Source organism: Acidovorax sp. BoFeN1 (assembly GCF_003345135.1).
GTDB classification, from domain to species: Bacteria; Pseudomonadota; Gammaproteobacteria; order Burkholderiales; family Burkholderiaceae_C; genus Acidovorax; species Acidovorax defluvii.
Genome location: NZ_QOZT01000046.1, coordinates 1 through 20,861 on the forward strand (window position 1 = coordinate 1; position 20,861 = coordinate 20,861).

General features: G+C 65.1%; 19 protein-coding genes and 1 riboswitch. Of the genes, 13 read left to right on the plus strand and 6 right to left on the minus strand.

What is annotated here, in order from left to right:
• Positions 1–22 precede the first annotated feature (22 nt).
• From DTW89_RS11480 to DTW89_RS11495, 4 genes are all read left to right on the plus strand, one after another.
• The gene (locus DTW89_RS11480; RefSeq protein ID WP_114656042.1) at positions 23–2,113 is read left to right on the plus strand and encodes an ATP-dependent helicase; all 2,091 of its coding nucleotides are present in this window, start codon (positions 23–25) and stop codon (positions 2,111–2,113) included.
• A 143-nt stretch (positions 2,114–2,256) separates the two neighbouring features.
• The gene (locus DTW89_RS11485; protein WP_236637117.1) at positions 2,257–2,610 is read left to right on the plus strand and encodes a hypothetical protein; all 354 of its coding nucleotides are present in this window, start codon (positions 2,257–2,259) and stop codon (positions 2,608–2,610) included.
• Positions 2,607–3,818, plus strand: coding sequence for a phospholipase A (locus tag DTW89_RS11490; protein WP_236637118.1), 1,212 nt, complete (start codon positions 2,607–2,609; stop codon positions 3,816–3,818). Before DTW89_RS11485 ends, DTW89_RS11490 begins: the two co-directional genes overlap by 4 nt.
• A gap of 383 nt (positions 3,819–4,201) precedes the next feature.
• A complete protein-coding gene (locus tag DTW89_RS11495) occupies positions 4,202–4,588 on the plus strand; it encodes a hypothetical protein (RefSeq protein ID WP_024813899.1) in 387 nt (128 codons plus the stop codon).
• 67 nt (positions 4,589–4,655) lie between these two features.
• Here the strand turns inward: DTW89_RS11495 and DTW89_RS11500 are convergent, their stop codons facing one another.
• On the minus strand, positions 4,656–5,138 hold the full coding sequence (locus DTW89_RS11500) for a universal stress protein (protein WP_114656045.1): 483 nt from the start codon (positions 5,136–5,138) through the stop codon (positions 4,656–4,658).
• A 103-nt stretch (positions 5,139–5,241) separates the two neighbouring features.
• On the opposite strand from DTW89_RS11500, the gene tgt reads away from it, so the two are divergent.
• The 5 genes from tgt (at position 5,242) to DTW89_RS11525 (ending at position 12,005) form a co-directional block, all read left to right on the plus strand.
• Entirely contained in the window at positions 5,242–6,414 is a 1,173-nt protein-coding gene (gene tgt / locus DTW89_RS11505; protein ID WP_114656046.1) for a tRNA guanosine(34) transglycosylase Tgt, read from the plus strand.
• A 110-nt stretch (positions 6,415–6,524) separates the two neighbouring features.
• Positions 6,525–9,263 carry a DEAD/DEAH box helicase family protein gene (locus DTW89_RS11510; RefSeq protein WP_114656047.1) on the plus strand — a complete coding sequence of 913 codons (2,739 nt, stop codon included), beginning with the start codon at positions 6,525–6,527 and terminating at the stop codon, positions 9,261–9,263.
• 46 nt (positions 9,264–9,309) lie between these two features.
• The gene (locus tag DTW89_RS11515; RefSeq protein ID WP_024813895.1) at positions 9,310–9,540 is read left to right on the plus strand and encodes an AbrB/MazE/SpoVT family DNA-binding domain-containing protein; all 231 of its coding nucleotides are present in this window, start codon (positions 9,310–9,312) and stop codon (positions 9,538–9,540) included.
• Complete coding sequence (vapC, locus tag DTW89_RS11520) at positions 9,540–9,959, plus strand: type II toxin-antitoxin system tRNA(fMet)-specific endonuclease VapC (RefSeq protein ID WP_024813894.1); 420 nt, start codon at positions 9,540–9,542, stop codon at positions 9,957–9,959. Before DTW89_RS11515 ends, vapC begins: the two co-directional genes overlap by 1 nt.
• 12 nt (positions 9,960–9,971) lie before the next feature.
• Positions 9,972–12,005, plus strand: coding sequence for a site-specific DNA-methyltransferase (locus DTW89_RS11525; RefSeq protein WP_114656048.1), 2,034 nt, complete (start codon positions 9,972–9,974; stop codon positions 12,003–12,005).
• Positions 12,006–12,250: 245 nt separating this feature from the next.
• Here DTW89_RS11525 and DTW89_RS11530 read toward each other — a convergent pair whose 3' ends face one another.
• Complete coding sequence (locus DTW89_RS11530; RefSeq protein WP_114656049.1) at positions 12,251–12,637, minus strand: DUF3597 domain-containing protein; 387 nt, start codon at positions 12,635–12,637, stop codon at positions 12,251–12,253.
• 77 nt (positions 12,638–12,714) lie between these two features.
• Positions 12,715–13,794, minus strand: coding sequence for a zinc ribbon domain-containing protein (locus DTW89_RS11535; protein WP_114656050.1), 1,080 nt, complete (start codon positions 13,792–13,794; stop codon positions 12,715–12,717).
• Between the two features lie 265 nt (positions 13,795–14,059).
• Here DTW89_RS11535 and DTW89_RS11540 point away from each other — a divergent pair, with 265 nt between their 5' ends.
• Together DTW89_RS11540 and DTW89_RS11545 are read left to right on the plus strand one after the other, a co-directional pair.
• Positions 14,060–14,473: a hypothetical protein gene (locus DTW89_RS11540; RefSeq protein ID WP_236637119.1), complete on the plus strand. Its 414-nt coding sequence runs from the start codon at positions 14,060–14,062 to the stop codon at positions 14,471–14,473.
• 73 nt (positions 14,474–14,546) lie between these two features.
• Positions 14,547–15,059 (plus strand): YMGG-like glycine zipper-containing protein, encoded by a 513-nt coding sequence (locus DTW89_RS11545; RefSeq protein WP_024813889.1) that lies wholly within the window; start codon positions 14,547–14,549, stop codon positions 15,057–15,059.
• 143 nt (positions 15,060–15,202) lie between these two features.
• On the opposite strand, the gene DTW89_RS11550 is transcribed toward DTW89_RS11545, so the two are convergent.
• Both DTW89_RS11550 and DTW89_RS11555 read right to left on the minus strand, forming a co-directional pair.
• Positions 15,203–17,173: an MFS transporter gene (locus tag DTW89_RS11550; RefSeq protein ID WP_114656051.1), complete on the minus strand. Its 1,971-nt coding sequence runs from the start codon at positions 17,171–17,173 to the stop codon at positions 15,203–15,205.
• Positions 17,174–17,199: 26 nt separating this feature from the next.
• Positions 17,200–18,183, minus strand: coding sequence for a hypothetical protein (locus DTW89_RS11555; protein ID WP_147277650.1), 984 nt, complete (start codon positions 18,181–18,183; stop codon positions 17,200–17,202).
• A gap of 53 nt (positions 18,184–18,236) precedes the next feature.
• Between DTW89_RS11555 and DTW89_RS11560 the strand changes: the two genes are divergently transcribed.
• Complete coding sequence (locus DTW89_RS11560; RefSeq protein ID WP_114656053.1) at positions 18,237–18,968, plus strand: helix-turn-helix domain-containing protein; 732 nt, start codon at positions 18,237–18,239, stop codon at positions 18,966–18,968.
• A gap of 193 nt (positions 18,969–19,161) precedes the next feature.
• On the plus strand, positions 19,162–19,614 hold the full coding sequence (locus DTW89_RS11565; protein ID WP_111868816.1) for a YXWGXW repeat-containing protein: 453 nt from the start codon (positions 19,162–19,164) through the stop codon (positions 19,612–19,614).
• 79 nt (positions 19,615–19,693) lie between these two features.
• On the opposite strand, the gene DTW89_RS11570 is transcribed toward DTW89_RS11565, so the two are convergent.
• Positions 19,694–20,476 (minus strand): 2-keto-4-pentenoate hydratase, encoded by a 783-nt coding sequence (locus tag DTW89_RS11570; RefSeq protein ID WP_114656054.1) that lies wholly within the window; start codon positions 20,474–20,476, stop codon positions 19,694–19,696.
• Between the two features lie 227 nt (positions 20,477–20,703).
• A riboswitch (glycine riboswitch) is annotated at positions 20,704–20,816 on the plus strand.
• Positions 20,817–20,861: the final 45 nt, after the last annotated feature.

Below are 20,861 nucleotides of genomic sequence, written 5' to 3' on the forward strand. Positions count from 1 at the left end.
CCCCTTCCCTCCCCCTCCCTCCATGTCTGCCGGTCTCAATCTCGCCCAGCTTCAGGCTGTCCATTACACCGACGGTGCCTGTCTGGTGCTGGCGGGGGCCGGCTCGGGCAAGACGCGGGTGATCACGCACAAGATCGCGCACATGATCGAAAAAGGGATGGAGCCCAAGCGCATTGCCGCCATCACCTTTACCAACAAGGCCGCCGCCGAAATGCGCGAGCGCGCCAAGGGCCTGATTGGCCGCCGCGCCAAGGATGTGCTGGTGTGCACCTTCCACGCCCTGGGTGTGCGCATGGTGCGCGAAGATGGCGCGGTGCTGGGCCTCAAGCCCCAGTTCAGCATCATGGATGCCGATGACGTGGCCGGTATCCTGAAAGACGCCGCTGGCGGCACCACCGACCTGGCCACCGCGCGCCAGTGGCAGTGGACCATCAGCAAGTGGAAGAACATGGGCCTGACCTCGGAGCAGGCACTGGCCCAGGCGGCAGACGACAACGAGCGCAGCATTGCCGTGGTGATGGCGCGCTACGAAGAGCGTCTGGCGGCCTACCAGAGCGTGGATTTCGACGACCTCATCGGCATGCCGCTGAAGCTGCTGCGCGATTTTCCCGAGGTACGCGCCAAGTGGCAGGCGCTGCTGGCCCATGTGCTGGTCGATGAATACCAGGACACCAACGCCACGCAGTACGAGCTCTTGAAGCTGCTGGTGGGTGAGCGTGGCCATTTCACCGCCGTGGGCGACGACGACCAGTCCATCTATGGCTGGCGCGGCGCCACGCTCGACAACCTCAAGAAGCTGCCGCTGGACTACCCCGCGCTCAGGGTCATCAAGCTGGAGCAGAACTACCGCTCTACCAGCGCCATCCTGCGTGCGGCCAACAACGTGATCGGGCCCAACCCCAAGCTGTTTCCCAAGACCCTGTTCAGCGAACTGGGCGAGGGCGAACCGGTGCGCGTGGTCGATGCCGACACCGAAGAGCATGAGGCCGACCGCGCCGTGGCCCGCATCCAGAGCCTGCGCGCCGCCAGCAACCCACCGCCTGCGTGGAAGGACTTCGCCATCCTGTACCGCGCCAACCACCAGGCCAAGCCGTTTGAAAAAGCGCTGCGCCGCGCGAGCATTCCTTACAAAGTGTCGGGCGGCACCAGCTTTTTTGACCGCGCCGAAATCAAGGACCTGTGCGCCTGGTTTCGCCTGTGGATCAACAACGACGATGACCCGGCGTTTTTGCGCGCCATCGGCAGCCCCAAACGCGGCATCGGCCACACCACGCTGGCCGCTTTGGGCGCGTTTGCCACGCAGCACAAGCAAAGCATGTTCGGCGCGCTGTTCAACGGCATGCTGCCCGCGGCCGTGCCCAAACGCGCGCTCGATGGCCTGCACGAGTTTGGCCGCTACATCAACGACCTGGAGCACCGCGCACGCCACACGCACGGCGCCGAAGATGCGCGCGCTTTTCTGACCGACTGGCTCAAGGAAATAGGCTACGAGCAGCACCTGTACGACGGCGAAGACAGCGAAAAGGTGGCTGCGGCCCGCTGGAGCAATGTGCTGGAGTTTTGCGACTGGATGGCCCAGCGCGCGGGCGGCCAGATCGACGACACAGCGGGCGCCGTGGTGGCCAGGGAGACCAAAAGCCTGCTGGAGGTGTCGCAGACCATTGCGCTGCTCTCCACCATCAGCGAGCGCGAGCAAGAGCAGGACATGGTCACGCTCTCCACGCTGCACGCCAGCAAGGGGCTGGAGTGGCCTCACGTGATTCTGGTGGGCGTGACCGAGGGCATGCTGCCCTTCAAGCTCGACGATGACGAGGGCCGCCAGCTCAAGGTGGCCGATGACACCCTGCAACGCCTGCAGGAAGAGCGCCGCCTCATGTATGTGGGCATCACCCGCGCCCAGCGCACGCTGGCCGTGAGCTGGACCAAAAAGCGCAAGAAGGGCCGCGAGATGGTGGCCGCACGGCCCAGCCGCTTCATTGCCGAGATGGGCCTGGACAAAACCACGGCGCGCGAAGACCCACGCGAAAAACTCAAGGCCCTGCGCGCCGAATTTGCTGCCAAGGCGCAGGCCGCAAGCGCTGCAAATGCGGCCAACGCGGCACCCACTGCATGACACCACGCCCCAACAAACCGCTGGCGTGGCCCGCGCCACGGGCTGCAATCACTTACGTTTTGATAGCTATCAGCGCTTGTCCTACAAGCGCTACAGGCCAAAATGACCCAAACTCTTCGGCAGTTTGTCCGGCGGCTGCCGACATGAACCACCAGCACCTGCAGGGCCGCTGGCAGGCCACACTGCAGGCGAGCACCCCGGACGCAGAGCCTGCACCGGCCACCGCAGCCGTGCTGCAACTGGGACCCCACCCGGAGCTGACCGAGAGCGTGCGCGGCACCGTGCAGCGTGGCGACACCACTGCGCAGCTCAGCGGCGATGTGGACGCGGGCGAACTGACCTTGGAAGAATCGATCAACGGAACCAACATCAGTGCCACCTGGACAGGCCAGGTGGTCGATGGCAGCTGCGGCAAGGAAATACACGGAACATGGAACAACGCCAACCCCGCCACCTCCCTTCCTTTTGTGCTGCGCAAGCAGGCGGGCTGGCAATGAGCGCACGCCACGGCGCCGCCCTGGCGCTGGCACTGCTGGCCCCGGCCGGGGCTGCGCTGGCCCAGGCCGTGCCCGCCACCGGCAACCCAGGCACTAGCGCATCCACCCGCGCCGACAGCGCATGGCGGCAGTGTGCAGCCCTGGGACACGACAACCAGGCCCGCCTGGCCTGCTTCGACCAGTGGGCGGGCCAGCAGGCCTGGCAGGCGCCCGCCGCATCGGCCGCATCGGCATCAGCGGACGGTGCGGGCGCGGCCAGCCCGGGCGACAGTGCTGGGGCAGTTGCACTGCCGGTGGACACCCGTCTCCCCGCCACGCGCATCATCGATGTGGCACAGACCGAAGGCTGCCGCGACACGCAGTACAGCGACCTCTCGCGCTTTTGGGAGCTGGAGTCGGGCAGCGACTGCGGCACCTTCAGCTTTCGCGGCTACCGGCCCATCACCGTGTCGGTGGTGGCCTCCGACAGCGTGAACCGCCAGCCCAGCTCGGATGCCGAGGACCGCACCGCTGCCGACATCACTCCCTACCGGCGCACCGAAAACCGCATTCAGCTGTCGGTGCGCACCAAGATCGCCCAGGGCATGCTCACCCAGGGCCACCCCACGCGCAAGGATTCGCTGTGGTTTGGCTACACGCAGCAGTCGTACTGGCAGCTGTTCAGTCCCGATATCTCGCGCCCCTTCCGCACCACGGACCATGAGCCCGAGGTGATTTATGTGTATCCCACCGACGCCCAACTGCCTTTTGGCTGGCGCTGGCGCTACAGCGGCGTCGGGCTGGTGCACCAGTCCAACGGGCAGAGCAACCCCTTGTCGCGCAGCTGGAACCGCGCCTATCTCATGACCGGCATGGAGCTGGACAACCGCTGGAACGTGCGCGCGCGCGTCTGGAAGCGCCTGTCCGAAGACCGCACCAGCGACGACAACCCCGGCATCAGCGACTACATCGGCCGGGGCGAAGTGCAGGTGTTCTGGAACGTGGACAAGAACAACACCCTGGGCGCCACGGTGCGCCACTCGCTGTCCGGCACGGGGCGCGGCTCGGCCCGGCTGGAATGGCTGCAAACCCTGGGCACGGGGCTGGGTGGTGGCAAAAGCAACCTGCGCCTGCACACCCAGCTGTTCAGCGGCTACGGCGACAGCATGATCGACTACAACCACAAGCGCACGGTGCTCAGCCTGGGGCTGAGCCTGGTGGATTTTTAGTAGATAGCATCCCCCTGAGGCGCTTGCGCGCCTTCACCCCTTCTCTCGAATTGCTGCGCAATTCGGGAAGGGGGACGACGCCCTCGCTGCGGGGCGGCCCTTGCTTGGCGTCCCGCGCCTGGTACACGCCAGTATCTGCGGGTGGTGGGCACATTCGCGCCATAAAATGCCCTGCTCCGTGCGGCGCCGAGCCAGCTCACAACTCGTTACAACATCGTCCTCAAGTTTGCCCCTGACGCGCCGACGTGCCGCCACAATGGCACGCGCACCGACGCCGGCATGGCCCTTGGCGAAGGGCTCCCAAAAAGAGCCCCTTTCCCACCCTTTAACCTGCCATTGCCTGCACTGTGCGCCCTCGACAATGCCGCTAAAGAGGAAATCCCATGGACATGCAATACCAGCTCAAGGCAGGCAGCTACTACCTGTACGACATGCGTGACACGCCCAGCGCGGTCACGGGTGAACGCCGGTTCAAGCTGAAAACCGACACGGTGGCCATTGCATTTGATGTGCACACAGGCGAGGTGCACCAGCACGGCAGCCCCACACGCATCCAGTCGTGGGCCAACAATACGCGCCGACGCCTGCGCGCAGCAGGTGCGCAAGATGTGGCCAACGACATCGTGGTGGTGTCAGGCCCCCTGCCGGTGGACGAGCTCAACAAGTGCCTGTGGGTCAACGGCTACGTGCGGCGCATGTTCAAGCGCCTGGCCAGCCTGCCGCACGGCAAGCTGCAGCGCACGGCCGAGCCGTTTCGCAAGGCCGCCTGAAGCCGGTCAAGCATTCATTTAATTCTGCACAAGGGCCGCGAACAGCGGCCCTTCGCGCATCTGCAGGTCAAACTGCTGCGTCTGCGGCACCTTCCAGGTCGTCTTGCACCTCCAGCACCTCGGGGTGCTTCACGATGGTCACCGGCACCGGGCTGGCGTGGGCCAGCTCTTGCGACACCGATCCCAGCAACGCACTGCTGATGGCACCCTGGCCGCGCGCGCCAATCACGACCATGTCGCAACCCGAGCTTTCGATGATGTCCACCAGCACATGCGCCGGGTCGCCCACGCCCACGGCGGTTTCGCAGCCAAGGCCGGCCGCCTGCAGCAGCGCGCGGGCCGACGCCATCAGGTGCTCGCCGGCCTCCACGCTGGCGGCGGCGATCAGGTCGGGGTCGCGCGACACCACCAGCTCATACAGCGACGCGGGCTCTTGCACATTGGCCAGCACCACGCTGGCGCGCAGGCCGTCCTGCACCAGCCGCAGCACATGGTGCACGGCGTCGAGCGAGAGGGCCGAGCCATCCACAGCGATAAGTATCTTGATCATGGCAACAACTCCTTTGTATTGAACAGTTCGGACCAGTGTAGCGGCGCGTGGGCAGCGCGCAGCGCGGCATGGCGGTGTGGCCCCATCTGGGACAATCGCGCCCATGCTCCAGTTTGACCTTCTCACCACCGACCCCACCAGCCACGCCCGGCGCGGCACGCTCACGCTCAACCATGGCGTGGTGCAAACCCCCATCTTCATGCCCGTGGGCACCTATGGCACCGTCAAGGGCGTGATGCCGCAAAGCCTGCACGACATGGGCGCGCAGATCATCCTGGGCAACACCTTTCACCTGTGGATGCGCCCTGGCCAGGACGTGATGCAGAGCTTTGGCGGCCTGCACGGCTTTGAAAAATGGGACAAACCCATCCTCACCGACTCGGGCGGCTTTCAAGTGTGGAGCCTGGGCGCCATGCGCAAGATCACCGAAGAAGGCGTGCACTTTGCTTCTCCCGTCAACGGCGACAAACTCTTCATGTCGCCCGAGGTGAGCATGCAGATCCAGACCACGCTCAACTCCGACATCGTGATGCAGCTCGACGAGTGCACCCCGTACGAAACCAAGGGGCATCTGACCACCGAAGCCGAGGCCCGCAAGAGCATGGAGATGAGCCTGCGCTGGGCGCGCCGCAGCCAGGACGAGTTTGCGCGGCTCGAAAACCCCAACGCCCTCTTTGGCATCGTGCAGGGCGGCATGTTTGAAAACCTGCGCGCCGAATCCCTGGAGCGCCTGGTCGAGATGGACTTCCCCGGCTATGCCGTGGGCGGCGTGAGCGTGGGCGAGCCCAAGGACGAAATGCTGCGCATCATGGCGCACACGCCGCACCTGCTGCCCGCCCACAAGCCCCGCTACCTGATGGGCGTGGGCACACCCGAAGACCTGGTCGAAGGCGTGGCGCAGGGTGTGGACATGTTCGACTGCGTGATGCCCACGCGCAACGCGCGCAACGGCACGCTGTTCACCCGCTTTGGCGACCTCAAAATCCGCAACGCCCGCCACAAGACCGACCACCAGCCGCTGGACACCACCTGCAGCTGCCACGCCTGCGCTGGCAGCGCGGGCGTGCCATGGAGCCAGGGCGGCCGAGGCGGCTTCAGCCGCGCCTACCTGCACCACCTGGACCGCTGCGGCGAAATGCTGGGCCCCATGCTCACCACCATCCACAACCTGCACTACTACCTCAACCTCATGCGCGAAGTGCGCGAAGCCCTGGAGGCAGGCCAGTTTGCGCAGTTCCGCGCGCAATTCAAGGCCGACCGGGCGCGCGGGGTGTGAACAGTATCAAAGCCCTGTGCGGCGCGGACACTCTAAACTCATCTATTGATAGCTGACAACGCTTAACACCTGGGCGTTTAAGCCACTTTTATTAGAGAACCAAGCCCCCTATGAGCCACCTTTTCCAGGCCCTGGCCGAACGCGTGGACGCTTGGCGCACCGCGCGCTACGACTGCCCCGACTTCCCCGCCATCCGCGAAATCCTCGACTTCGCAATCGAAGACCCAGCCACCGGGCAATTGCGCTACCTGCGCCACGCGCAGTTCCGAGCGCTGGAAACCTATTGGTACCTGCGGCTGGTGCTGAATACACCACGTATTCCCGACCTTTACGCAACGCTGTTCCCAAAGCCCAAAGACCGACGCGAAGCCATGGGTCTGACCGCACGCGAGATCGTGGACATGATTGCGGACGACGGGCTGGATACCGTCCTGGAGCGCCTCCAAACCGACAACGCCTTCGTACGCAAGCACGGACTCGAATCCCTGCGCGAAACCTTCGCGCTCGACTACCCCAGCTACATCCTGGCGCTGGCCATGGGCGCCGGCAAGACCATCCTGATGGGCTCCATTGTCGCCACCGAGTTCGCCATGGCGCTGGAATATCCCGATGGCCCGTTTGTTGAAAACGCGCTGGTGTTCGCACCCGGTAAAACCATCCTGAGTGCGCTGCGCGAGCTCGCCGATATTCCGTTTGACCGCCTGCTCCCCGCGCGGCTGCACAAGCCTTTTGCCGCCAGCTTCAAGCTCACCTTCACGCGCGACGGCGACAAAACCATTCCCATCACGCTGGGCAGCAGCTTCAACGTCATCGTCACCAACACCGAAAAAATCCGCATCCAGAAACCCACCGTGCGCAACACCGCGCAAAGCCGCCTGTTTGCCGGCACCAAAGACGAAGAAGCCACGGCCCTGGCCAACCTGCGTCTGCAGGCCATTGCCTCGCTGCCGCACCTGGCCGTATTCTCGGATGAAGCCCACCACACCTACGGCCAGAAGCTGCTGGGCAAGTGGGAAAAAGACAAGGAAACTGGCGAGCCGGTATTCAAGGACGATGGCATCAAAAAAGTGCGCCGCACCATCGACTACCTGGCGCAGGAAACCAACCTCATCGTCACCATCAACGCCACCGGCACGCCCTATTTCGAGCGCCAGCCGCTGCGCGACGTGGTCGTCTGGTACGGCCTGGGCGAAGGCATACGCGATGGCGTGCTCAAAGAGCTGTCCGGCGGCATCAAGGTGCTGGAGCTGGGCGATGGCGAGGCCGGCACCATGGTGCAAAGCGTGATCGACGACTTTGTGCGCGACTATTGGCCGGTGGCGCTGGAAAACGGCGCCCCGGCCCGGCTGGCGCTGTATTTTCCCAACATCGACACACGCGACGAACTGCGCCCCGCCATCGAATCGGCGCTGCTGGCCCACGGCATTGGCCCCGATACCCTGCTGGCCGTGGACAACAAATCCAGCGACGCAACGCGCCGCGCCTTCGAGGCCGTGGCCCGCGACAGCGCCGCCCCGCACCGCGTACTGCTGCTGGTCAACATGGGCACCGAGGGCTGGAACTGCCCCAGCCTGTTTGCCTGCGCGCTGGTGCGCAAGCTCGCCACCAGCAACAACTTCGTGCTGCAGGCTGCCACCCGCTGCCTGCGCCAGGTACCGGACAACAAGGCGCCAGCACGCGTTTACCTGACCGCCAGCAACAAGAAAACGCTGGAAGACCAGCTCGCCGAAACCTACGGCACCAGCCTCAAAGCGCTGGATGCCCAGCACGCCGACCGGGTGGAAAAAACCATCCACCTGCACAAGCCCCACCTGCCGCCGCTCCTCATCAAAAAGCGCGTGCTGCGCATTCAGCGCAAGGCCGACAGCGGTGCTGCCACGCCACTGACTTTCGCCGTGCCTGACACTCCGGCCCCAAGCGGCCCCGTTGTGCAAACCTGGAGCCCTGTGCTCACCGCCAGCGGCGACACCCGCTTGCAGCGCCTGGATGCCGGCGACGTGCTGCTGCAGCCCTACACGCCGATGCTGGATGCCTACACCGCCGCCGCCCGGCTGGCCACCAGCCACCACCTGCCCACACCCGAGCTGCTGGGCGCCCTGCGCAGTGCTTACAGTCAAAATGGCACGCAACCCAATCAGGATAACCGCGAGCAGCTACAAATACCAGAGCATCACCTCGATGCCCTGGCGCTGCAAATCGAAGCCCAGCGCAGCCAGTACGAGGAAACCTGGGACGAAATCGAAGTGGCCGTGGCCCTGGTCAAGGCCGAGGGCTTCGACCACGCCGAGGTGGATGGCCAAAGCATCTACACCGCCCGCATCAGCTTTGCGAAAGAGCGCGAACCACTCTACAAGCAAGCCAAGGACACGGCCCATGCCGCGCTGGCCCTGCAAACCAGCTTCCACTACGAGGGCTACAACTTCGACTCCACGCCCGAGGCCGAATTTCTGGATTGGACGCTGGGCCTGCTGCAAAGCCACCCGCACCAGATCGAAGGCCTGTGGTTCACCGGCGGCCTGACCGATGCGGGGAAAACCGACCTGCGCGCCGAGTACCTGGGCGACGATGGCCGCTGGCACACCTACACGCCCGACTTCGTGCTGCGCCGCGCCGACGGCAAACACCTGGTGGTGGAAGTCAAGAGCGACAAGCTCAGCCCCGACATCCATGCCGACATGGCCCGCCACGCGGCAGGCGAGCCCCCGCAAACCCAGGAAGGCCGAAAGGCTGTAGCACTGAAGCGCTGGGAAGACCTCAACCCCGAGCGCCTGCGCTACCACGTCATGTTTGCCGACACAGCCCTGCATGACGAGGGCAAGAAAACCGTGCGTGATTTTATTTTGGGCTGACAATGTATATACTTAACATATATACATCCTCAAAAGGAGCAAACGCATGACTTACGCCCGCGTTTTTCAGTCTGGCAACAGCCAGGCGGTGCGCCTGCCCAAGGAATTTCGGCTCAACGTGGACCAAGTCGAAATTTTTCGCCAGGGCCGCGATATTGTGTTGCGCGAAGTTCCGCTCAGCGCCGCCGTGGTTTTTGATCTTCTGGCCAGCATGCCCGCCGATTTCATGGGTGACGGTCGGCACGACACCCCACCACAAGAGCGGGAAGCGTTCTGATGACCGATCGTTCCACCGTCCGCTACCTGCTCGACACCAACATCTGCATCTACATCGCCAAAGGCCAGCCGCTGGCGGTGCGCGCACGCTTTGAGCAGCACGCCCTGCACGACGTGGCCATGTCCACCATCACGCTGGGTGAATTGCGGTTTGGGGCGGAAAAAAGCCAAGCCCGCGAGCGCGCCCTGAACACCATCGAACAACTCATGCAGGTGATACCGGCCTGCGCCCTGCCCCTGGAGGCGGGTGAGCATTACGGCCAGATTCGCGCCGCCTTGCAACAGCAGGGGCTTCCCATCGGCAACAACGACTTGTGGCTGGCGGCGCATGCGCGCTCTCAGGGCTGGATTCTGGTGACCAACAACACCCGTGAATTTGCACGCGTACCTGGCCTGCAGGTGGAAAACTGGGTGGATTGAGACTCTTCTTTTATGACCGAAAAACCGTCGCCCGCCAAGAAACCCACCGAGGTGAGCATCACCCGCGCCAAAGGCCGCCCCATGCTCAGCTGGGTGGGCAAAAAACCCTTGGGCCGCGTGACGGCCTTCCCGGCGCAAGCCATTGAACGCTTCAGCGCCACCGACGCCGCGCCCGCGCAAGGTTTGGGCACCGCCGACTGGTCGAAGTGGCCGCAAGGTTTGCCCCAGGGTGGCCTGCTCTACCACGGCGACAACAAGGAAGTGCTGGCCCACCTGCTGGCCAACGGCTTTCGCGGCCAGGTCAAGCTGATCTACATCGACCCGCCCTTTGACAGCGGCGCCGACTATGTGCGCAAGGTGCAACTGCGCGGCCCCAAGGGAATGCTGAAGATCGATGGCGAGGACTACGCGCTGGGCGAGCAGGTGCAGTACACGGACATCTGGAGCAACGACAACTATTTGCAGTTCATGTATGAGCGGCTATTGATGCTCAAGGAACTGCTGGCAGAAGACGGGGCAATCTTCCTGCATTGCGATCCATCAAAAAATAGTTACCTTCGACTACTTATGGACGAGGTGTTTGGCCCCGACAATTTTGTCAATGAAATTGTCTGGCAGCGTGTCAGCGCTCACAGCGACGCGGGTCGTTTCGGCATCATCCATGACACGATTTACTACTACGGCCCAGCAGGTAGAACCTGGAACCCCCAGCGAACGGAGCTAAACCAAAAATACCTCGAGCAGTTCTTTGATCAAGTTGAAGAATCCAGTGGACGCAAGTATTCGCGTAGCGATTTGATGGCGTCCGGTCTTCGCAATGGAGAAACAGGAAAATCTTGGCGTGGAATAAATCCTGGCGAACGGGGAAACCATTGGAAGGTTGCGGTTTCCACTTTGGAGCAGTGGGATGCAGAAGGCCGAATTCACTGGCCCAAAACTGCAGGGGTTCCCCGTCTCAAACGCTACCTCGATGAGGCTGTGGCTCAAGGCGGCACAGCGCAAGACATTTGGACCGACCTTCGCCCCATACACAATCAATCGCAAGAATTGTTGGGCTATCCGACTCAAAAGCCGGAAAACCTGATTGAACGCATCATCGCCTCCTCCTCCAACCCCGGCGATCTCGTTCTCGACTGCTTCATCGGCTCCGGCACCACCGCCGCCGTCGCCCAGAAACTCGGCCGCCGCTGGATTGGATGCGACATCAACAAGGGCGCCATCCAGACCACGGCCAAGCGGCTGCAGGGCGTGATGCGCGAGCAGGCGCAGGCACTGGCCGCCGCCAACAGCCAAGGCGAGTTGGTGGCGCGCGACGATGCGCCGACCGCGCCCTGCCAGCTCAGCTTCAGCACCTTGCGCGTGAACGACTACGACCTGCACATCCAGCACAACGAGGCGGTGGAGCTGGCCTGCCAGCACTTGGGGCTAACGCGCACGCGCACCGACCCATTCTTTGACGGCACGCGCGGCGCGATGCTGGCCAAGATCATCCCGCTCAACCACCCGCTCACACCGCTGGACCTCGAAGCGCTGCGCACCGAACTCAAAAACCGGCCCGAAGAAGAGCGCGACATGCTGGTCGTCAGCCTGGGCCAGGAGCACAAGGCGCGCGAATGGGTAGCGCAGTACAACCACAACCGCCCCGTCAACAAGATTCACCTGATCGAGCTGCGCACCGACCGCAAGGCGGGCGGCTTCATCAAGCACGAGCCGATGAGCGTGCAGGCGCATCTGGAGCGCGATGGCAACACGCTGGTGGTGCAGATTGACGACGTGGTGTCGCCCAGCATCATTGCGCGGCTCGACTTGCAAGAGGGCATCTTCCGCGCCAGCATCCCCGATTGGCGCGCGGTGGTGGACTGCGTGCTGATCGACACCCAGCACGACGGCGAGGTGTTCAACGTGGCGCTGGCCGACGTGCCCGCGCGCAAGCAAGACCTGGTGGCCGGGCGCTACGAGCTGCCCGCACCGCCCACGGGCGCTACGGTGGCGGTGAAGTTGATCGACATGCTGGGTGAGGAATGCGTGGTTCGACTGCACGCCTGACGACCGACAGGCGCAGCGCTTGGCACCGGCACTTTGCAGCGCCCCGCGCACCGAAAAGGCAGCTTGGGCGCGCTGCACCCGGCGTGGCACGATCACACTCAATGCTTTATTTTTGATAGCTACCAGCGCTTTCTCCATAAGCGCTAGAGCCATATTTGACCCAAAAAACTATAACCGCCCAAAGCAAAGGCCCCTGCCATGCAAGACGACAGGGGCCTTCTGGGGCGGCGCGACGGCGCCGCAGATCAATCGCGCAGATCGGCCGGCAGCGTGCCGCCGTTGGCGGCAATGCTGCGCATCACCTGCTTGTGCAGACCGATGTTCCAGGCGGCCGAGCCGGGTTCGTCGTTGCCGCTGTAAAGCAGTTCGGCGGCCAGCTCCTTGCGCGCCGACAGGCTGCTGTCCAGGCCCAGCAGCTTGAGCAGATCAACGATGGAGGTGCGCCAGTTCAGCGCGCTGGCGCCGGGCATGGCGTCCAGGATGGGCGCCACGTCTCCCAGCGCGATGGATGCCGGTGCTGGGGGGGCTGCAGGTGCGCCCGCGGCGGCGGGTGCCGGTGGCGGGGCCACCACGACTTCGGCGGCGTTGGCCGACGGAAAAATCTTGGAGAAGATGTTGGAAAAGAAACCCATGATGGCTCCCGAAGTGGTTGGGGTGGAAAGGATACGCGGCACCCAGGGTGAGGCCCTGAACTGCGCCTGCCTTTGTATCACGCGGGGGTGACGGGCGAATGCCCGGGCTGCGCTGACTGGCTGGCCTGTGCCCCCGCGCCGCACGCATGGCAAAACCGGGCAAATGAACTCTTGCGCGTGCTGCAGTGGCCGCAGTGGTCAAACAGGCCGATGCCGCAGTGGGGGCAAAAATCGATCTTGTCGTTCTTCAGGTCGACCGGGCGTTCGCAGCCGGGGCACACGCTTTTGGCCAGGCGCGCCAGGGCCACGTCGTAGCCCAGCTCTTTGCGGCGCTGCTGGTCGGGCAGGGACTCGGCCTGCTTTTGCCGCTCCAGGTAGCGGTTGAGCGCCAGGATGGCATAGCGCCCCACCAGCGCCGTGATGGCGATGCCCACCACATAGCGCACGTAGCCGCCGTAGCTGGGCAGGTAGGGCACGAGTTCGACAAAGAATGCAAACAAGGCGAAAAAGATGAAGCCCCACACAAACGGCCAGTAAGTGCTTTTGCGCTTTTTTACAAACAGCCAGCCCGCCACCACCAGCAGCGGCAGCGTAAGCGCCAGGCGGTACAGGAACACGCGCAGCTCGACCTTGCGGCGCTCGGCGTTGAGCTTTTCGTAGCCTGCGGCTTCAAGCGTGCTCAGGCGCGCCTGGGCGGCGGCGGCGGCCTGGCGGGCATCCAGCGCGGCCTGCTGCTGTGCCTCTACGGCTTGCTGGGTGGTGCGCTCGGCCTGTTTGAGGGCATCGAGCGCCTGGGTGCGGGCCAGCACCTCGGGGTCGTGCTCGGCGCGCTGGGTGACGCTGCGCGTGGCCAGCCAGTTGTTGAAGGTTTCGCGCGCGGACTGGCTTTCGCTGCGGGTCTTGCTGCGCTGCAGCTGCGCCTGCTCCAGCGCGGTTTGCGCCTCTTGTTCTGCCTGCCGGGCGGCCTGCACCTGGCTGCGCAGGGCCTGGGCCGCCGGTTTGTCGAGAAAGTCGTCAACCCGCAGTGGGGCCTCGACCTTGGGCAGGTCGCCCACGATGGTGCCGCCCAGGCCGATGAGGAAGCCGGCAAACACCAGGGCCACCAGCCACAGGCCGCGGCGAAACCATTTTTCAGACAGTCGCAATGATTTGCTCATGGTTTTTTTCCTTTTAAAACACTATTAATTCAATAGCTGTTTGCGCTTTACTAGAAAGCGCTAGAGCCTGTTTTCACCATATTTTTAGCAGCAGATGACACGTGCGCCGTGCAACGCATCCGAGGTGCTTCAACCGCTGCTGGCGCTGGCCCGGCTGCACTGGCCGCGTCGGCCACCCTGCGGCATGGTGCAGCACAGCGGGGCCGGAACTTTTCGTGGGCGCCGCGCCCCCAACCTCGTTGCGACGTACCACCGAGGTGAAATCATGATGTGGCAAAAACTGCGGCCTCTCGCATGGACCGGGATGGCCGCTGCGGCGCTTGCCGCCAGCGGCGTTGCGTGGGCCGATCGCGGCGGGCACAGCCATGGGCACCGGGGTGCGCGGGTGGGCATTGGCGTTTACCTGGGCCCGGGTATTGGTTATCCCGTGTACCGCCCGGCCTACCCTTACTACCAACCCTATCCGTATGGCTGGTCGCCGCCGGTGATGGCAGTGCCCGCCGAACCGCCCGTCTACATCGAGCGCGGCAACGACGCCCCGGCCTACAGCGGCGGCACCAACGGGCAGCTGCCACAGGGCTACTGGTACCGCTGCAACGAACCCGATGGCTACTATCCTTACATCACCCACTGCCCTGGCGGCTGGCTGCAGGTGCCGGCGCAGCCGCCGGCCAACTGATGGACAGCCCTGCCCCTCGCTGCAATGACCCTGGCGCCGGGCAGGCGCCTTATCTTCACCTTGAGGAATCATGATGAAACCCCTTTCCCTCGCAAGCGTGTCGCTGCTGGTGCTGGCCTTGACCGGTTGCACGGTGATGCCCACCGGCCCCAGCGTGACGGTGCTGCCCGGCAGCACCAAGAGTTTTGAGCAGTTCCGGTACGACGACGTCAACTGCCGGCAATACGCACACATGCAGGTGGGCGGCGCCAACGAAGCCGTCAACCAGAGCGCCGTGGGCAGCGCGGTGGTGGGCACGGCCATCGGCGCCTTGGCGGGTGCCGCCCTGGGCGGCAACCACGAGGGCGCGGCGGTGGGCGCTGGCATGGGCCTGCTGATGGGCTCCAGCGTGGGCGCTGGCAATTCGCAATCTGCGGGCTACGGCAGCCAGCGCGGCTATGACAGCGCCTACGTGCAGTGCATGTATGCCCGCGGCCACCAGGTGCCGGTGTATGGCCGCATGCTCACCAGCCCGGGGGCACCCGGGCCGGGCTACGCCGCCCCCATGGCGCCACCGCCGCCACCCGGCTACTGGCGGCGTTATTGATCCGGCGCCGGGATACTTCGAAGGCCGCGCGGGCTTGTCAAAGACCTTCGGCGAATTCAGCGTGAATGGCGCAAACGCCATGGTGCGGGGGCCCACAGGCCGCTCATGAAGGCTGTGCATTGATGACAGGTGGCAACAAGCCATCAGGCCGCCAGCAGGCGCGCCACGCGCTCACGCAATAACTCGGGCTGCGCCTCGGCGGCCGCCACGGGGGTGCCCACGTTCAGCCCCACGCGGTTGAACAGGCCACGCCGGAACGGCCGCACCATGGCACCGCCCTGCTCGATGCGGCTGAAGTACGAGCCCCACAGGTTGGTCAGTGCCATCGGAACCACGGGCACGTCCAGCCCGTCGGCGCGGGCGCGGTCCAGAATTTTGACGATACCGCCCTTGAACGGCTGCAATTGCCCGTCGCGCGTGATGCCGCCTTCGGGGAAGATGGCCAGCAGGTCGCCGCCCTGCAGCACCTGCGCCGCGCGCTCGAAGGCAGCCTCGTAGGTGGCGGCGTCTTCCTTGTAGGGGGCGATGGGAATGGCTTTGGCCAGGCGGAACAATGCGCCCAGCACCGGCACCCGAAAAATGCGGTGGTCCATCACAAAATAGATGGGCCGGGGGCTGGCGGCCATCAGCAGCACCGCATCGACAAAGCTCACGTGGTTGCACGCCAGCACGGCCGCGCCCTGCACGGGCAGGTTTTCGTCGCCCTGCACCTTGAAGCGGTAAACAAAGCGCGAGAGCACCCAGGCCACAAAACGCAGCAAATATTCGGGCACCAGCAGGAAGATGTAAAACGCCACCACCGCGTTGGCAATGCCGGTGAACAAAAAGATTTGCGGCACCGTGAAACCCGCGCCCAGCAACGCGCCTGCAATGAGCGAGCTGGCAATCATGAACAGAGCGTTCAGGATGTTGTTGGCCGCGATGATGCGCGCGCGATGCGTGGGCTGGCTGCGCATCTGGATCAGTGCATACATGGGCACGCTGTACAGGCCGGCAAACAGGCTCAGCAGCGCCAGGTCGGCCATCACGCGCCAGTGGGCGGGCTGCGCCACAAAGGCGGCCAGGCCCATCACATCGGAAGCGGGCAGGCCGCGCGCGGCGAAATACAGGTCGATGGCAAAAACGCTCATGCCAATGGCGCCCAGTGGCACCAGGCCGATCTCGACATGGCGGCGCGAGAGCACCTCGCACAAGAGCGAGCCGGTGCCAATGCCGATGGAAAACACCACCAGCAGCAGCGAGGCCACCTGCTCGTTGCCATGCAGCACCTCTTTGGCAAAGCTGGGGAACTGGCTCAAAAACACCGCGCCAAAAAACCACATCCAGCTGATACCCAGCAGCGAGCGGAACACCACGATGTTTTCGTGCGCCAGCTGGAGGTTGCGCCAGGTCTCGGTGAAGGGGTTCCAGTTGATGGTGAGGTGCGGGTCGGTGGCGGGCACCGGGGGGATGAACTGCGCCACGGCCCGCCCCATCAGCGCCAGCAGCACACAGGCCAGGGCCACCGTGGTGTGCCCAATGCCGGGAATGGCCACCAGCAGGCCCCCCGCCACGTTGCCCAGCAAAATGGCCACGAAGGTGCCCATCTCGACCATGCCGTTGCCACCGGTGAGCTCGCGCTCGGTCAGCACCTGGGGCATGTAGGCAAACTTTACCGGGCCAAACAGCGTGGAGTGCACGCCCATCAAAAACGTGCACAGCAGCAGCACCGGCACGTTGCCCGCAATGAACCCGCCAGCGGCCACCAGCATGATGGCAATCTCCAGGTTCTTCACGAAACGGATCATGCGTGTTTTGTCGAACTTGTCGGTCAATTGCCCCGAGGTGGCCGAGAACAACAAAAACGGCAGGATGAACAGCGCACCAATCACCAGCCCCGCCATGGCAGGTGGCAGCCACGACACGCTGAGCTGGTACGTCACCATCACGGTGAAGGCGAACTTGAACAGGTTGTCATTGGCCGCACCCGAGAACTGCGTCCAGAAAAAGGGCGCAAAGCGGCGCTGGCGCAGCAGGGCGAACTGGTTGGGGTCGGCATGTGCGCCAGGGGCAGGATGGCTGCTGATTGCGCTGGTGGCACTGGTGGCGCTGTCAGAGAGGGTCTCGGGGGTCATGCGTTGGTCCTCGGTTCCGTCACGGGTTATTGGGCGCGGGGTCTGCGGCTGCGCGCCAGGTCCACCGCTGTTCTGGTGCCGGTGCCCTGGCGCATGCAGTGCGCCCGCACACCGGGGTGACGTGGCGCGCCATTCTGCCCGCACACCGTGACTGCTGCGCCCGCAGGCAGCGGGCCGGTGCGCACTGTGGCCAGCGCGGCCAGCACCGGCAATGCGGCACCTGCCGCCAGCAGGTGCTTGAGGCTGTGGCCCGACACCCACTGGCCCAGCGCGTCAAACACCGCGTGGTCTGCGGCCTCGAACAGCTTGGCCGCGCCATACCAGGCCATGACGGCGCCCAGCTGCAGTGCCAGTGCGCCGCACCGCGTGGGCAGCAACGCCATGGCCGTCACCGCCAGCATGCCGCCCAGTTGCACCACCGCCCAGGGCAGCAAGTTGCCGGTGTGCGCCCACCACATCACGGCCGCCGGCCCGGCCACCACCATGGCGGCCGCCGCCACCCCGCCCGCGCGCAGACTGACGCGGCTGGCCCCCGCCAGGCCCAGCAGCCCGGCAAAGGCCACGGCCATGCCCAGCCGGTCCCACAGCAAGCCTGCGTCATCGGGGCGCAGGTGGTAAACAGTGGAGCCGACCGATGTCAGCACCAGGCCCACAAAAAACAGGCCCGCCGCGGCGCGCGTGACCGCATCGACCGCGCCGCGCGGCAACCCCCGCAGCAACCCAAGCCCCCACAGGCCCGCCAGGGCAAAAGGCAGGTTGGTCAGCACGTCCAGCGCGCAGGGCAGACCCCACAGCATGCGCTGATCGGCAAAGCCATGCTGGTGCTCGCTGGCAGGCACGGCGGGGCCCAGCACCGCCAGTGCCAGCAGCACCGCGGCGCCCAGCAGCAGGCCGGTTTCAGGCCGGGTGAGGCCGCCCCGGGGAAGTGAATGGTCAAAGGTCATGGTGTTGCGTGGCCGGTAGTGGGTGATGCCGCGCAGTGTGGGCAACGCCGGCGCAATTGGGGGCATAAAGTCGCTCAGGGCGCTACCAAGAGCACCTTGGGTATCCATAATCGATACCAATGAGCACCACCGCCGACCTTGTTGCCGCCCTGAAGAAGGAACTCAAGACCGCCCAGATGACCTATGCCGACCTGGCGCAGCAACTCGGCATGGCCGAGTCCAGCGTCAAGCGCATGCTGGCCAAGGGCGACATGCCGCTGTCACGCATCGACGCCATCTGCCGCGCGCTGGCGCTGGACTTTGCCGACCTGGCCCGGCATGTGGCCGACAACCAGCCGCTGCTCAGGGAACTGACCCCCGAGCAGGAGCGGGCCGTGGTGGCCGACAAGAAACTGCTGCTGATGGCCATTTGCGTGCTGAGCCAGTGGACGCTGGAGCAGGTGACCACCGCCTACCGCCTGACCGAGGCCGAGGGCATCCGGTACCTGGCCCAGCTCGACCGTATCGGCATCATCGAGCTGCGGCCGTTCAACCGCTACCGCCTCAAGCTCGCCAAGACCTTCCGCTGGCGCCCGCACGGTGCGGTGATGAACTACTTTCGGGAGCACGCACTGCTCGACTACTTTGCGGGTGGCTTTGACGGCCCAGGCGAGGGCGTGCTGCTGGTGCACGGCGCCATCAGCCGCAGTCTGGCCCCGGCTTTCATGGAACGCATGCAGCGCGTGGCGCACGACTTTGCCCAGCAGCACCTGGCCGACCAGAAACTGCCCCAAAGCGAACGCGAGGGCTACACGCTGCTGCTGGCGCTGCGCAGCTGGGAGTTCGAGGCGTTTGCGGGCATGCGGCGCTAGCACATTTTTTTCATAGCACGCAGCGCTTACCAGTAGGGCGTTACAGGCTAAAAAACCTCTGAATACTGCGCGCAAGTCGGCGCGCTGCAACACAACTTCACAACACTTCGCACAGCACCTACATGCGCTTGACGCAGCGCCCCCACGATCAAGGCTCCCGGTTCCGCACGGAATCCTTTCTGAGGAGAACACCATGGCACGCATAGCCCTCGCCGCCGCTTCCATCGCCCTGCTGTCGCTGAGCGCCTTGACGGCGGCGCATGCACAGGTTGGCGCCACCATCGTCATCCAGTCGGGCAGCCCCCACTACCAGCGCCCCGCCCCGGCGCTGGTGCAATACCAGGCCCCACCGCCCCCGCGCTACGAGGCTGTGCCCCGCCATCGGCGCGGCATGGCATGGGTGCCCGGCCACTGGGAATGGCGCGGCCACCGCCATGTGTGGATGCAAGGCCACTGGGTGAAGGCCCGCCCCGGCTACCACTACCGCGAGCCGCGCTGGATGGAGCACGACGGCCGCTGGGCCATGCAGCGCGGCGGCTGGGACCGTGACCGCGACGGCGTGGCCAACCGCTACGACCGGGACCGCGACGGTGACGGCGTACCCAACCGCCGCGACCGCCAGCCCGACAACCCCCGCCGCAACTGATTGCAACCGGGCACAACTGAACGCCAATGAGCGCTATGTATCGCGCATCGGCACAACCGGGTGCAGGCGTGGCGGGTTTTCAGCCCAGCTGAAGCTCGGCGCGGCCCAGGCCCGGGAAGTCGGCCACCACCACCGTGCCCGGCGCCACCAGCACGGTACCGGTGCATGAACCAGTGGTCACCCACTGGCCGGCGCACAGCCCGCCCAGGCTGCGCGCGCCTTCGTTGGCCAGCCATGTCAGCAACCGCAGGGGGTCGCCCGCCGGGTTGCTCCAGGTGGCGTGCTGCACGGCCACCGCCCCATTCACCGACAGGCTCACTCCTTGTGCCAGGGGCTGCACTGCAGCCACATCGGCCGTGCCCGAACCCACGATGAGTGCCCCGTGGCAGGCCTGGTCGGCCAGGCGGCTCCACGCGCCCTGCTGCGCCCAGGCGGCAAAGCGCGTGTCGCACACCTCGATGGCGGCACGCACGGATGCCATGGCCGCCAGCACCTCGGCCGCACTGTAAGGCGTTGGGCGCTCGGGTAGATCGATGCCCAGCTCGTACACCAGTTCCGCCTCGACTCCCATCACGGCAAAGCCTGCGGCAGGCAGATTCAGTGCCTGCCCGGCTGGCGCAACAAACACCGAATCGCGGGTGAGTGCAGCGCGCGCAGGCAGCGCCTGGGGCGAAGCAGCCCCCACCTTCCAACCCGCGATCTCGCCGCGCTCGCGCACCACGGCGTCCTGCACGGCATACGCCTGGTCCGCATCGCATGGGCGCAGCGCAACGGGCAAATCCAGTGGCCGGGGCATGCGACCCTGGCGGGCCATGGTGATAACGGCGGCGCTGGCGAAGGGGTCAAAAGCGGTAACAGGCATGGCGTGCGTCCTTGGGGTAAAGCTGGGCGGATTATGGCGAGGCGCAGGCCCGTCCTGCCCCGCCAGCATCAGCAACGATTGCTGCCCATTAGCCAGCAAAACCACCCCGCCGCCGCCAGCGCGCTCCTAGAATGGCCCCCGCAGGAGAGCATGGCGGGCCGCAAGCCCGCCGCTGCACCGAAGGCGCAAACTCCCATACACGCTCAGGTCCCGTACTGCACCATTCATCAAAGCCGTCTGGAGAGCCGCCACACACCCGTGTGGCGCACCGAAGGAGCAAACCGAGCGCCATGTGGGCCGCGCGGTGAATCTCTCAGGTACCAAGGACAGGGGGAGCGGCAGCTTGGGCAGTCATGCGCCAGCTGTACGCTATTGAACCTATAGC

Excerpts from the sequence above, each read along its gene's own strand:
- DTW89_RS11490 (WP_236637118.1), top strand. The coding sequence starts at position 2,607 with ATGAGCGCACGCCACGGCGCCGCCCTGGCGCTGGCACTGCTGGCCCCG.
- DTW89_RS11545 (WP_024813889.1), top strand. The coding sequence starts at position 14,547 with ATGAAACCCCTTTCCCTCGCAAGCGTGTCGCTGCTGGTGCTGGCCTTG.
- DTW89_RS11540 (WP_236637119.1), top strand. The coding sequence starts at position 14,060 with ATGATGTGGCAAAAACTGCGGCCTCTCGCATGGACCGGGATGGCCGCT.
- DTW89_RS11570 (WP_114656054.1), bottom strand. The coding sequence starts at position 20,476 with ATGCCTGTTACCGCTTTTGACCCCTTCGCCAGCGCCGCCGTTATCACC.
- vapC (WP_024813894.1), top strand. The coding sequence starts at position 9,540 with ATGACCGATCGTTCCACCGTCCGCTACCTGCTCGACACCAACATCTGC.
- DTW89_RS11495 (WP_024813899.1), top strand. The coding sequence starts at position 4,202 with ATGGACATGCAATACCAGCTCAAGGCAGGCAGCTACTACCTGTACGAC.
- DTW89_RS11510 (WP_114656047.1), top strand. The coding sequence starts at position 6,525 with ATGAGCCACCTTTTCCAGGCCCTGGCCGAACGCGTGGACGCTTGGCGC.
- DTW89_RS11525 (WP_114656048.1), top strand. The coding sequence starts at position 9,972 with ATGACCGAAAAACCGTCGCCCGCCAAGAAACCCACCGAGGTGAGCATC.
- DTW89_RS11555 (WP_147277650.1), bottom strand. The coding sequence starts at position 18,183 with ATGCCCCCAATTGCGCCGGCGTTGCCCACACTGCGCGGCATCACCCAC.
- DTW89_RS11535 (WP_114656050.1), bottom strand. The coding sequence starts at position 13,794 with ATGAGCAAATCATTGCGACTGTCTGAAAAATGGTTTCGCCGCGGCCTG.
- DTW89_RS11485 (WP_236637117.1), top strand. The coding sequence starts at position 2,257 with ATGAACCACCAGCACCTGCAGGGCCGCTGGCAGGCCACACTGCAGGCG.
- DTW89_RS11515 (WP_024813895.1), top strand. The coding sequence starts at position 9,310 with ATGACTTACGCCCGCGTTTTTCAGTCTGGCAACAGCCAGGCGGTGCGC.
- DTW89_RS11480 (WP_114656042.1), top strand. The coding sequence starts at position 23 with ATGTCTGCCGGTCTCAATCTCGCCCAGCTTCAGGCTGTCCATTACACC.
- DTW89_RS11565 (WP_111868816.1), top strand. The coding sequence starts at position 19,162 with ATGGCACGCATAGCCCTCGCCGCCGCTTCCATCGCCCTGCTGTCGCTG.
- DTW89_RS11560 (WP_114656053.1), top strand. The coding sequence starts at position 18,237 with ATGAGCACCACCGCCGACCTTGTTGCCGCCCTGAAGAAGGAACTCAAG.
- DTW89_RS11550 (WP_114656051.1), bottom strand. The coding sequence starts at position 17,173 with ATGACCCCCGAGACCCTCTCTGACAGCGCCACCAGTGCCACCAGCGCA.
- DTW89_RS11530 (WP_114656049.1), bottom strand. The coding sequence starts at position 12,637 with ATGGGTTTCTTTTCCAACATCTTCTCCAAGATTTTTCCGTCGGCCAAC.
- DTW89_RS11500 (WP_114656045.1), bottom strand. The coding sequence starts at position 5,138 with ATGATCAAGATACTTATCGCTGTGGATGGCTCGGCCCTCTCGCTCGAC.
- tgt (WP_114656046.1), top strand. The coding sequence starts at position 5,242 with ATGCTCCAGTTTGACCTTCTCACCACCGACCCCACCAGCCACGCCCGG.